At 47.7% G+C, this 13,847-nt stretch carries 7 protein-coding genes; all 7 read left to right on the top strand.

Going from position 1 to position 13,847, the window contains the following annotated elements:
- Positions 1 to 471 (top strand): hypothetical protein (locus VIM72_RS27825; RefSeq protein WP_332006078.1); only part of this gene is annotated, 471 nt, incomplete at its 5' end.
- Positions 472 to 973: 502 nt separating this feature from the next.
- Positions 974 to 2,569, top strand: a complete 1,596-nt coding sequence (locus VIM72_RS27820) for a right-handed parallel beta-helix repeat-containing protein (protein WP_332006077.1) — start codon at positions 974 to 976, stop codon at positions 2,567 to 2,569.
- A gap of 531 nt (positions 2,570 to 3,100) precedes the next feature.
- A complete protein-coding gene (locus tag VIM72_RS27815) occupies positions 3,101 to 6,271 on the top strand; it encodes a TonB-dependent receptor (protein WP_332006076.1) in 3,171 nt (1,056 codons plus the stop codon).
- A gap of 31 nt (positions 6,272 to 6,302) precedes the next feature.
- On the top strand, positions 6,303 to 8,183 hold the full coding sequence (locus VIM72_RS27810) for a RagB/SusD family nutrient uptake outer membrane protein (protein ID WP_332006075.1): 1,881 nt from the start codon (positions 6,303 to 6,305) through the stop codon (positions 8,181 to 8,183).
- Position 8,184: 1 nt separating this feature from the next.
- Positions 8,185 to 10,140: an NPCBM/NEW2 domain-containing protein gene (locus VIM72_RS27805; RefSeq protein WP_332006074.1), complete on the top strand. Its 1,956-nt coding sequence runs from the start codon at positions 8,185 to 8,187 to the stop codon at positions 10,138 to 10,140.
- A gap of 40 nt (positions 10,141 to 10,180) precedes the next feature.
- The gene (locus VIM72_RS27800; protein ID WP_332006073.1) at positions 10,181 to 12,001 is read left to right on the top strand and encodes a glycoside hydrolase family 88/105 protein; all 1,821 of its coding nucleotides are present in this window, start codon (positions 10,181 to 10,183) and stop codon (positions 11,999 to 12,001) included.
- Positions 11,998 to 13,845: a hypothetical protein gene (locus VIM72_RS27795; protein ID WP_332006072.1), complete on the top strand. Its 1,848-nt coding sequence runs from the start codon at positions 11,998 to 12,000 to the stop codon at positions 13,843 to 13,845. The genes VIM72_RS27800 and VIM72_RS27795 overlap by 4 nt, the downstream gene beginning before the upstream one ends.
- The last annotated feature ends 2 nt before the right edge of the window (positions 13,846 to 13,847 follow it).

Genomic DNA, 13,847 nt, shown 5'->3' with positions numbered 1-13,847 from the left:
GCTCAAAATCATTTTTTAAGAATTCTTAAAACCTATCTCGTAAACGATCAGCAGTTTTGTACCATAAAATTTTATGTGATGCAAAACAGCGAATTGAGTCATTCTAAACATATTGTATTCATTGCCGATAATGAAGGCATTAATATTGGGTTCCCTGAAATTGTGGAATTGCTGAAATATGAGCCGCCGACCAACATGCATATTTCTCTCTTATACATTTCTGAAAGTGCTGATTTTATTTTTAGAAATGAATTAAAAGTGCTTACAAGGCGCTTTCCTACCACATTTATCACCTATTACAACCAGGCGTTGCAGCAGGAAACAATAGAAATGATCATTAACACCAACACCAAACCTAAAATAGAATTTTTCTTGTCTGTAAACGAAGAACTGCAAGTAACGATTTTCGATAAGCTGCGGTTCTTGAGTATAAATATTGAAGATATTCACGTCTTAGATATCCGCAATTGAACATCGGATAATTCTTAAAATAAAAACAAAAGACAAGTGTTTTTTTGCAGACCAAACCTTACTGGCAACCGAAGCAGGACGGTAAGCCGGAATTGCCCATAAAGAAGAGGAATTGCTGAAACTCAAATTTCGATTATTTAACCGAAATAAAGCGACTCACAGCATTGGATTATCATTAGGGAACCGTGGCGCGGCGATGCAGCGCGCTCCGCAACGAGCCTATAAGTTTTCACGCCACCTGTTGCAGTCCTTATATAATGACGCAACTGCGCATTGAAGAATGCCGCCCCTGAAAACCTTGCCTACGCCCTATTCCTCTTCCAATAACCAATTGAATGTAAACAACTTAAAACTTTGATCGGGTTTTGTTCAGAGTTTGTTCTCACTTTTTGAGTATTTCCATTTGGCGCTCCATATAACCAATGATAGATTTGAACCCACCATATGAGCCGCCTCGCTTTTACAATTCCTCTTTAAATATTCCACTTTAAACATTCCACACATGAAAAAGACAAAGAATGTATCATTCCTGCTTGCCCTTATTTTGATCCAGGCCGGATTATTAAGCTCCTGTTACAAAGAATGGCCTCCCAATGGCCCGGGCAATCCGCATCATCCCGGCGATCCGGTGGTTACCACCACGCGGTATTATATTGATAACAACGGGTCCGACTCCAGCGATGGCCTGTCGCCCAGTACCGCCTGGAAAACCCTCAGCAAAGTAAATTCGGTCACATTCCAGCCAGGCGATTCCATTTTATTCAAAAGAGGAAATTCCTGGACAGGATCGCTGGTCATCAAAAGTTCGGGATCTGCCGGGGCAAGAATTACCTTCGGGGCCTACGGCTCGGGCAACAAGCCCCGCATCATCGGGAACAACAGCATGCTGTCTGCAGTACTCATCCAGGATGCAAAGTATCTTACCTTTGAAAATTTTGATGTCAGCCATCCACGGGCTGTGCGTCCACCAGACATCTCCCTGTGTGGTATTTATGTAGCCCTGGCTACTAATGGAGTGTACCCGGGCATAGCGATAAAGAACAATAATATACACGACGTGGAAGGGATGCCCATTACAAACCGGCATCTGCAGGCAGGGATTTTTGTGCGTTCCAACGCGGCACAGGCGTATTTCGACAGCCTGCTGATCGATGGAAATAACCTGGTGCGCTGCTCTTCCAGGGGGATCATGATGGGCGACGGCAGCAATAAAGACACCGCCTTTTACAATAAAAATATAGTTATCCGCCAAAATGTGATTGACAGCTCCGCCCTCGAAGGCATCATTGTTTATACCTCTAAAAATGTGCTGATAGAACATAACAGGGTTTTGAACGCCGGCGCCTATACCCTCGGCGTGAACATGAACATAGTACTGGCGGGCTTATGGGGACGGGGTAAGGATATGATCATCCAGCACAATGAAGTAGCCTATACCCGGCTTACCAATCCCGTACCCTATACATCCATGGACTCGGAAGCTTTTGATATTGACCTGAGCACGCCGGGGTATACCATCATCCAGTACAATTATTCACATGATAATGAAGGCGGGTTCTTTTTACACATGGGCGATCCCGGACCTGATTTCACCTATGGCATTGTTCGCTATAATATCAGTCAAAATGATGGCAACGGCTTCAACAACAGGGTATTTGAATTACACCCACATCCCAACGGGAAAGTAGTGCCTATACATATATATAATAACACCGTTTATAACAATACCAGGATCGGGGTGCTGGACAGGGCCGGCGGAACAGGCGTTCACCCGGGGCTGGAGTTCCGGAATAATATTTTCTATTCACCGGCGCTTCAGTTCGACGACCAGGCCAATATCCTGTACAACCATAACCTTTACTATGCCGGCGCCAAAGCGGCAAGCGACAGCAGCGCCCTTACGGTCAACCCATTGCTGGTGGCGCCCGGAACAAGCGGCAGTGGTATTAATACTGTTAGCGGCTACAAATTATTGCCTGCTTCCCCAGCTACCGGCGCCGGGACTTTAATCAGCAGCAACGGCGGCCGGGACTTTTTCGGGCGCCCTGTTTCCGCCACCCATCCTCCGGCGATTGGCGCCACTGAAAACGGTAACTGATCCATTCCATAAAAAGCCTCCTTCTTCCGATCGGCCAGCTAACCGGGCAGGATTGGAAGAAGGAATTCTCTGTTTATTTACAGTTATCGGGGAGATATCTTATGTTCATCTTCCTTTTATATCTATTCACAACAACATGATTTTCAGAAAATTAAAAGTTTGATGCTACTTTGTTTGCAGTTTGTTCCTGCTTTCGGGGCGATTTAATTTGCATCAGCCCTCCTCCCGGTAATATTTTAGCTCCCAACGATTGAATATCGTTTCATCTGAACTTTCTACGTATATGAAAAAGCTGTTTATGTCATGCCTTAGAGGGCTATCATGCCTTTATCGAACTATTCGTCCGCAACCAGGATCGCTCCATAACACATGGTCGTTAAATGACCCGGGCATTCCAATTTTTCTACCGGCCCTGCTATGATCGCCACCTGGTATTATGCCATTGGCCGGTTGATGTCTTCTTTCTCATAATAACCAACCATCACACAATCACGATTTCCAATCAAAAAAATTATTCCAAAACATATGAAAATGCACAAGCTTTTAAGCGTTGTACTGCTCATGTTATCGTTTCTTGCAAAAGCACAGGACCCTGCATCACAAAGCGCAGTGGTGAAAGGAGTTGTTGTTTCAGAGCAAAATGAACCTATGCCCGGCGCCTCCATTATCGAAGCCGGCACTACAAACGGCATAGCCACCGACCAGAATGGACGGTTTTCCATTAAACTTACCAAATTGCCGGCAACATTAACCGTTCGCAATGTAGGGTTTGATACGCGCACCATTACTGTCAACAGCCAGCAGGCCCCTCTCCGGGTAGTATTAACTTCCAGCTCCCAGCAGCTGCGCGACATTGTTGTAATTGGTTACAGTGCGCAGAAAAAGGCCAACCTGCTGGGCGCCGTTTCCTCCGTAGACACAAAAGACCTTTCAAAAATGGCGGTTACCGGCGTTGGTAACCTGTTGCAGGGACGCGCAGCAGGTGTACAGGTAACCAGCACAAGCGGCGATCCCCGGTCTACCGGTACGGTAGTGATCAGGGGAGTGGGAAATATCCGCGGCATGTCTCCCCTATACGTTATTGACGGCGTACCCGCTATTGGTAATACGGGCTTTAATATGAACCCGCGGGATATTGAAAACATCCAGGTGCTCCGCGATGCCTCGTCTGCCGCTATCTACGGCGCAAGAGCTGCCGGTGGGGTGATTCTTATCACAACAAAAAAAGGCGCCCGCAAGGAGAAAATGAATGTTGATATTTCACTGAGCCAGGGATTTTCCCAGGGTACTTTCTTACCCAAATTACTGGGAACCCCGGATTATAAAAGAGCCTGGGCAGCCATCACTCCCGCTGCCAACAACTGGGACGAATCGGTTAATACAGACTGGGTCAGCTATTTATACCGTACAGGAAAAGAACAGAACTACAACGCTTCTGTAAGTGGCGGAAGCGAAAAACAGAACTACTACGTTTCTGCAGGTTACCGGCGTGTAGACGGGATCGTTACCAACTCCTGGTCGGAAAGATACAGCCTTCGCGTAAACAGCGATTACGACCTGGGTAAAAGAATTAAGATCGGTGAACGTTTGAACCTGTACTCTTATGCAGACAATCCACCGGTTATAACCGGCAACGCGGCCAATGCCTACGCACTGCCTTTCAGGTCGTCTCCCATGATGCGCCCTAAAAATGACGATGGCTCCTGGGGCGGACTGCCCTCATCCGGCAACTACAACGGAGGCAACTGGGCGGCTTATATAAATACGACCAACAGGAGATATAATTCCCTGGAAACAGAAGGAAACCTTTATATAGACGTTGAACCAATAAACGATCTGCATATCCGCGCTACCGGCGGAGGCAATTTCTCCAGCAGCATGGCGCGGCAGTTTGAAGCAAAATGGTATGTGTCTGGCCAATCCAACCAGCCACAAGATAACCTCCGGAAGCAAAGCAGCCTGGCGATGGCCTATGTGGGAAACATTGTGGCCTCTTACAGCAAACAGCTGGGAGATCATGAAATTAAAGCCCTGGCGGGAATGGAAGGAAGAAGATCTTCTTCAGATGATCTTTCCGGATCAATTTACGCCGTTAACTCGGCCTATTCAGTTCCGGTGATCTCCGATGCCTTCCCCGTAGGCTTTTCAGAGTCTTCGTCGTTGAGCAATGTACCCGGTAATACCAGCGGCCGCTCCTCCGATATGAACTATGGCATCACACGGATGCTCAGTTATTTTGGGAAAGTGAACTACGCCTATAAAAATAAATACCTCTTCGAAGCAAACCTCCGCCAGGATATCAGCGACCGCTTTGCACCGGATTACAGGGCCGGTAATTTCCCCTCCGCTGCTGCAGGATGGAGAATAACGGAAGAACCTTTTCTTAAAAACAGGTTCAACGCGCTGTCTGATCTTAAACTGCGCGTCACTTACGGAAGCCTGGGCAACGATGGCGTAGGCAGCTATGTATATATCCCCTCACTCGCCAACTACGACAAAACACAGTTCAACGAATTACCGGGAACAGGCGCTGTAAGCGGCTGGGGAATAGGCCGCGTAGCCAATCAAAGTATCCATTGGGAAACGGTGACCACCTCCAATATCGGTATGGACGTTGGCCTGTTTGATAATAAATTAAACGTTACGCTAGACTACTACATCCGTGATACAAAAGACATGCTGTATCAACGCAGCCTGCCGGTAAGCTCCGGTATGACCAACGGCCACAACGCCTCCGATACCTATGTGCTGGATATGAACCTCGGGCAAATGAGGAATAAAGGCTTTGAAGTAACGCTTAACTATAAAGAGAATTTTGGAAAACTGGGCGTTAATCTCGGGTTTAATGCTGCCTTTAACCGCAACAGGATCTTATCTTTCGGTGGTGAAAAACTGCCTATAGACGCCGGTTCTGCAGGAGAATACTGGTCTGGGATCGTTACCCGCACACAACTGAACTCTCCCATTTCACAATTCTATGGCTTCAAAACAAAAGGACTGATACCTGATCAGAAAACGATCGATGAGCTGAATGCAAAAGCCCAGGCCAGCGGTAAGGCCTACTGGTACGCAAGCGGATCCGGCCCCGGGGATATCTGGTACGAAGACCTGAATGGAGATAACACCATCAACGACCAGGACAGAACCATCATTGGAAACCCGCTCCCTAAAGTGAGCTATGGCTTTAACATCGGGCTGTCTTACGAAGGCTTTGATCTTGCCTGCTTCTTCAACGGCGTGTATGGAAACGATATCTACAATGGTATGGATGGATACTACCAGAGTATTTATAACGACTTCAACACCACCTCCCAGGTATTCAACAGTTCCTTCATGTATGGCAACGGGCTTACCAGCCAGCCAAGATTTGGATACCTCAGCGGCAACGCGTTCCAGTATGATCCGAATGGCAACTACAAAAGGATCTCTGATTACCACATACAGAAAGGATCTTTCCTCCGTTTGCAGAACCTGCAGATCGGCTACAACCTTCCCCGGAAAGTGCTGGACCGCCTGAAGATAAGGCAGCTCAGGGTTTATTACAGTGGTCAGAACCTGTTTGTGATCACCAAAGTAAAGAATGTAGATCCTGAAGTTGGTTTTGCGGGTGCTAACTCAAGCGCTCTTGCCCAGGGGATCATTTCGGCAGAAGTGTATCCGAAAACAAGACTTCATTCATTCGGCATTGAATTCGGATTTTAATCCATCTTCTTAAACAGAAAAATTACTATTAATGAAACATACCATTATAAAACTTTCCTTCGTCCTGGGTTTAGGCATCTCGCTGTTCGGATGTAAGAAAGATTTTGTCGACGAATCCAAACCATACAACGTACTGAACCCGGATATTTTCCCGGAAACCATGGACCAGGTCGACTACTTCCTCAACTCCCCTTATGCCAATATACACAGCGTTGAGCTGTTTGGATTTTCAGGATTGGGAAGGTTCTTTTATAATATAGATCACACAGGAGATGTTGCATGGCTGGGAACCAGCGAATGGAATGATTTGCAGCTATTGCACGTGAACTCCGGCAACAGCTATGCGGGCGCCCAGTGGCGCGGCCTGTACAGGGGTGTGCAGCAGGCAAGAACATTCATAGACAACATTGTTCCCAATTTCAAACAAAAAAAAGGAAGCGGTTTATCTGCCGCCGATACACTGGCGCTGAGATATAAATTAGGCGAGGCTTACTACCTGCGTGCATGGCACTATTATTTCCTGATGAACTTATATGCACAGGAAGTGGTAGTAAAAAATAATGGCGACAACCCCAATCCCGGTGTGATCCTCTTCACCTCGGATATCAAAATAGGCGACCGTGCAGATGAAATGCGCCCGCGCAGTACCGTAAAGCAATGCTGGGATTACGTGATTGCCGACCTGAAAAATGCCATGGCTAATTTAACAGAACCATCTACCGGCGTCAAAAAAACCTGGACTGGCGCCAATAAAGGCCGCATCGACTACTTTGCTGCTGAAGCCTTACTTGGCCGCGTTTTAATGTACGAAGAACGTTGGAGCGAAGCCCGCGATGCCTTCGTGGATATTGTGCAGCAGTCAGGCAAATCGCTGATGAGCTTCCAGGATTATAATAATATGTGGAATGGTAACCCGCAATATGCTTCCAACGAAAATAATAATACGGAAGCCCTGCACCAGATCACGATCGTAAGATCCGGCGACAATGCCATGGCCGGCCCTTCGACCGCCTCGGCAGTCAGCCTGCTTTTCACGCAATTCTATGACAACGGCATTCCCGGAGGCGCAACACCCGGTTATGGTAATATGTATATGCACGACAGGAACCTTGGCCGTTTCGGGTTCCCGCAAACATACTATCCTGTTATGAAAGGACTGGGCACGCCAGCCCGTACCGTTGAAACTTCCTATGTTGATTCATGCCTGCACATGAAAACGCTGAAACGCTATGCTACAGATCCCGATCCGCGCTTATGGGTATGCGCCTACCAGCCATGGGTAGATACCGTGATGAACAGCGCTTCAAAAGTGGCAATATTACCTTATGGCGGAGGCACCGAAACGGAATACCAGATGAATGCAAAACAGGCCAGCGATATCATCAAACATGGATGGAGCCTTCGCAAATTCAACCTGTATGATGTGCAGGCCAGCCAGAACCCACGTATGCACGGCGCGGATTTCTACTTTACCCGCTTACCAGAGATTTATCTTAACCTGGCAGAATGCTACTGGAAACTGAGCGGGAATAATACCGATGCCAATGCGCTGGACTATATCAACCGGGTGCACCGCAGGGCCTGGGATCAGCAGCCTGGCGTGGATTACACAATGATAACATCAGGCACTAAGATCACTAAAGCGCAACTCCATCCTAATACTACAGATGCCGCATTCCAGGATCAACTGGCGTTGAACGCCCTCTATTATGAAACATGGGCCGAAACATTCGGAGAAGCCAAATGGTGGTTCAATGTAAGAAGATGGGGGCTCGGCGCGAATGAAGCAAAAGTATATGAAAAAAGCAGGGCCGGCGCCATTACCTGGACCTCAGACAACCAGTATGCGCTGCCTGTTTATCAAACAGAAATAGACAGAAATGTCAATTGTGTACAGAACAAAGGCTACTAGTATGCATATCAGGCTTGGCTTTGTTTTACTGGCAACATGCTTATGGTCGCATAAACCCGCCACACATGTTGTATGGCTCGATGAACTGGATTTATCTAATGTAGATCAATCCGCAGGAAAGGCAATGGCTAATCAGTCTATGTGGAAAACACCCCTCCTGGTTTCCGGCGAGAAATTCGGCAGGGGTGTTGGTACACATGCGGAAAGCGTATTCAGGATTCAGCTCGATGGAAAAACCTTGTCATTTAAAGCGCGTGTGGGCATCGATGACTCCGCACCGGAACATGAACTGAAACAGGCAAGCGCCGAATTCCTCATCACAGGAGATGGAAAAATTATCTGGCGCAGCGGTGTGATGCATGCCGGCGAAAAAGCAAAACAGCTGGCTGTTTCAACGAAAGGCATCCGGTCCCTTATTTTATCTGTAGATCATATGGGCGACGGAACCGCAGGCGACCGGGCAGATTGGGTGGATGCCAGCTTCGAGGTAGCCGGCGCCGATCCGGTGTCGGTAAAACGACCCGCAGAGAAAGCATCCATCACTACCCCTCCCCCTTTAAAACAGCCCGTTATCAATGCTCCTTACGTATATGGCGCCCGCGCAGGCCATCCCTTCCTTTTCAAGGTGCCCGTATCAGGTGAAAAACCCGTTACGGTAACCGCCACCGGTTTACCGGATGGATTGATGATAGATAGCAGCACAGGTATCATCACAGGAAAAGTAAAGAGAAACGGTAAGTATAAAGTGGCCGTTACTGCAAAGAACAGTTATGGTATTGATGTAAAGGAACTGGAAATAGCAGTTGATGAGAAAATAGCCCTCACACCACCCATGGGATGGAACAGCTGGAATGTTTTTGGCGCCGGTATCGACGACGGAAAGATCAGGGCGATGGCAGATGCCATGGTCAGCCTGGGGCTGATCAGCTACGGGTACTCCTACATCAATATTGACGATGGTTGGCAGGGACAACGCGGCGGGAAATTCAACGCTATTATGCCGAATGAAAAATTCCCCGACATGAAGTCGCTAACAGACTACGTTCACAGCAAAGGACTTAAGATCGGCATTTACTCTTCCCCCTGGGTACAAACCTATGCCGGCTATATTGGCAGCGGCGCAGATACACGGGAGGGAAAAGTGATCAATTCCTCCCGCAGGTACGGCGCTTTTTCTTTCGCAAAAAATGATGTGCAGCAATGGGCCGATTGGGGGTTTGATTATGTAAAATACGACTGGGTAACAAATGATATTGCACATACCGCAGAACTTTCCTACCTGCTGCGTAACTCCGGCAGAGACATGGTGTACAGCATTTCCAATGCAGCGCCTTTTGAGCTGGCGGAAGACTGGAACCACCTTGCCAATGCATGGCGCACCACCGGCGATATTCATGACTCCTGGTGCAGCATGACCACCATCGGGTTCCTGCAGGATAAATGGCAGCCATACGCCGCACCCGGAAGCTGGAATGATCCGGATATGCTGGTGGTTGGCAATCTTGGCTGGGGAAAAGACATTCATCCTACCCGCCTGTCGCCCAACGAACAGTACACGCATATTACCCTCTGGAGCATACTTGCAGCGCCTTTATTAATTGGCTGCGATCTGAGGGAAGTTGATTCCTTCACCTTACGCCTGCTTACCAACCGTGAAGTAATTGCTGTAGACCAGGACCCCGGCGGCATACAGGGGAAAAGAGTGGCGGCCGACAGGAACAGGAGAACCGAAATATGGGCAAAGCCCCTACAGGATGGCTCTATTGCAGTAGGGCTGTTTAACCTGTCGGACAATAACCAGGCAATCACCCTCCTTTGGGAACAGCTTGCCATTAAAGGCCCGCAGAAAATCCGCGACCTGTGGAAACAACAGGATGAAGGCGTAAGTAACAACAGCTTTTCATCGCAGGTACCATCGCATGGCGTGTTGTTCCTGAAAATAAAACCCATAAACTAAATTCAGCAACGGCAGTTAGCACAAAAGATTGATAGTAATGATGAAGAAATATATAAGTACGTTATTGTTTGTTCTCCTGCTGGCAGGCGGCAGCACTGCACAACAGGTAAAAGATGACCCGCAGCCTGCCGGTAAAATAAAAAAAATAGGTGATAAGCTGATACGGGAAACCCCCTTTGCTTACCGGCTGGTACTACCCGCCCGCAATCAGCGTTTCAACGGCCTGTGTTTTATCGACTTTGGCCGGTCATTTGGCAAAGGGAAAGAAGCGGTAGCTTATGCCTATACACAACTGACAGTACAGAGAGATACTTTGCTGTCAGTAGAAATAGCGCATAACGATGCCTGTAAGATCTGGTGCAACGGGAATCTTGTATATGAAAAGAACGGGACCAGGGACATTGCCATAGCAAGAGATGAAAGAAGCATGGCGATGCCGGATTCCTTTAAGGTATCTCTGAAAAAAGGCCACAATGACCTGCTGATAAAATCAGCCACCAGTGGAAAAGAGTGGTGCGTATTTTTACAGCCTCCCAGTGAGCATGATGCGGTAACGAATATGCAGCCAACTTACCCTGAAATCGGGTTAAAAAATGTAAAGCATATAGACAGCAGCGTTGCCACCCTGAGCAGCTGGCTTGTTTGCGGTCCCTTCCCGCCTGGTATAGATACCCCGCGGGCATTGGAAAAAAGTTTCCGGTTTGGCGCCATGTACCCCGGGCTTACTACCCCCGTTACATGGACCATTCCCAAGGTGGAAGTACTGGGCGATATGATAAACGCCAAAGCATGGGGCACTACCTATCAATGGAATTATCATAACGGCGGAGTAGCCTGGGCCATGGAGCAACTGAGCGAACTGACAGGAGAAAAAAAATACAGCCGGTGGGCGGCGGATTTCTGCGATTTCCAGATGGAAGGAATGCCTTTTGTAGACTACCAGGTAAATCAGCTCAGGGCTTACAACTCTGCAAACGCAATGGTCATTAACTCCAGGTTGCTCGATTTCACACTCGCGCCTTCCATGCCGCTCATCTACCGGTTACGGAAAGAAAAGGATTTCAAAAATAAATCCATCTACCAGGATTATATCGGTAAAATGATGAACTATGCGGAAAACGGGCAGATAAGAAGCCCGGGCTATACCAACTATGCACGCACCACGCCGGAGGAATACACCGTATGGGTAGATGATATGTTTATGGGCATTCCGTTCCTGGTGCAGGCAGGGCTGTATACCAGCGATCCTGTAAAGCGGAAATTGTTTTTTGATGATGCCGCCAGCCAGCTGCTGGATTTTACCAAACATGTATGGGATAAAGATGCCAGGCTTTTCATGCATGCCAATTATTCCCGACGTCCGCAGGTAAAACTGCCATATTGGTCACGGGCCAATGGCTGGGCCATCTGGGCCATGACAGAAGTGCTGCTGGAGCTCCCCGAAAATCATCCGAAGTACAAAATCATTTTACATCTCTACCAGGATTTTGCCAACTCTTTGATCCGTTATCAAAGCCCCGGAGGTTTCTGGCATAACGTAATTAACAGGAGCGATTCGCCGGTAGAAGTTTCCGGCACAGCTATATTCACCATGGCAATGGCAAGAGGCGTCAGGCTGGGCTGGCTGGACAGGAAGAAGTTTACGCCCATTGTTGAAAAAGGATGGAGCGCCATCGCTTCCGAAATTGAAGACGATGGTACCGTGCACAAAATATGTGTGGGCACCATGTGCTCGGAAGATGTGAACTACTATATGACAAGGCCCTTTTATGATAACGATACGCATGGATCATTTGCCGTTATTTTCGCGGGAATTGAAGTGCAGAAAATGTTGGATCAGCAGCGTAAAATGAGAAAATGATCAAGAGAAAATTCCCGGTAGCCGTATCCGCCCTCCTGTTATTGGGCGGATGCGCCTATCGTCATAGCGATATACGAACAAAGCAGGCGCCGTTAAACAAAAGTGAGATGGCTTTACTCAAAAAAGAATTATATGAAAGTGCAAACCATTACGATACCGCTCAGAAAATGATATGGGCTGTTACCAAAGAGAAGCATTATCACAGCGATCTTGATAGCGGTATTAAAGTGCATGATACAAGAAGCTCCATTCAGTATGCAGCAGCGCTGCTGCATACCGGCGATGCCGCCGATATACAGCGGGGCATCGCCATTACACAGGCGATCCTTTCCCTGCAGGAAAAGGATACGGCATTGCCATTCTGTGGCGTATGGCCCTACTACCCGGAAGATCCGATGAAAGGCCGCAAGGCGCCTGTTGATTACAACTGGGCAGATTTCATATCAGTATCTTTAATTGATATTGTTCTTAATGCTGACGATCACCTGGATGAAGAATTGAAAAAACAACTGAAAAATTCGCTCATCCTAGCCGCCCATGCGATCATGAAAAGAGATGTGAAGGCAGATTATACCAACATCTGTATCATGGGCGCCTATGTTTGCTACGTGGTGGGTAATTTATATGATCAACCCGGTATCCGCCGCTACGGGCAGCAAAAGCTGGCTTACTTCTACCACTATACGAAAAACAACAAAGGGTTCACCGAATATAACAGTTCCACCTATACGGTGGTAGCTATGAATGAACTGCTGCGGATGAAACAGGTCATTGCCAACCCGGCAGACAGCCGCATGGCAAATGAATTGTACAACCTGTGCTGGAGTATGATTGCCCGTCATTTTCACCCGCCTTCCGGGCAGTGGTGCGGTCCTAACTTCAGGGCATACAACGACCTGCTGACACCGGATCTGAAACAATTGCTCTTTTACGCCTCCAAAGGCAGGATTGAGCTTCCCGGTGATTACCCAAGAGCGCCTCATGTACTGGAACCTCATGAAATACCTGCTGCCATGATCCCTTCATTCCTGCAACAGGATCTGCCGCGTACAACCACCGATACATTTCTTGTTGGAAAGTACCAGCTTAAAAACCAGGTAACCTACCCGGATACGGTACTGCCGGCCAAAGACATTGTAGGAAAACTGTATGCACATCCGCTGTTTGCCCTTGCTTCCGTGAACCAGGGATACCTCTGGAACCAATGCCGCCCACTGTTTGCACACTGGGGCACAGCGGGAAAACCATCTTACCTGCGTGTGCGCTTCCTTCACAATATGTATGACTTTGCAGCCATGCATATCAAAAGTGTACAGGATGCTTCTTTTGTATTATCTGTTTTAAATGTTGCCTGTAACGGGGGGGATAACCACCCGGCTATTGACCGGATAAAAAATAATGTCATCTCAGCCACTGATCTGCGGTTACGGATTGAAACGGGCGGAGACGTCAGCGCATCCGTTTTTTCCATTTCCCCGCAAAATGAAAATGAGTTATTATTTACCTCCGGGCTAACGCACATGGTTATACGTATACCTTACTGCAACTGGAACGGGCTGCAGGGGCATTGGGAAGTTGGCGAAGATGAAAATAAAAAATGGGCGGATTATGTGATCTATTCCGGCGGCCGGAAAACATTTGACCTTGCAGCCATGAAAGAAGCGGTGATAGGTCTTTCTCTTTCCGTATCCGCCGGTCCCGTGCAAACTACTGATACGGATATAAAAGTTGATACAAACAATAAATATCTCCGGTTGTCCGGCAAAGGATTAATGGTGCAGGCGCTGAAAAAACCGGGTGATGAATTCAGGATAAAAAATGATTTCCAAACCGATTCAAAATAATA

This window comes from Chitinophaga sp. (assembly GCF_036569185.1).
GTDB lineage: Bacteria > Bacteroidota > Bacteroidia > Chitinophagales > Chitinophagaceae > Chitinophaga.
Note: the sequence above shows the minus strand (reverse complement) of the source record. Positions and strands in the feature narration are given on the sequence as shown.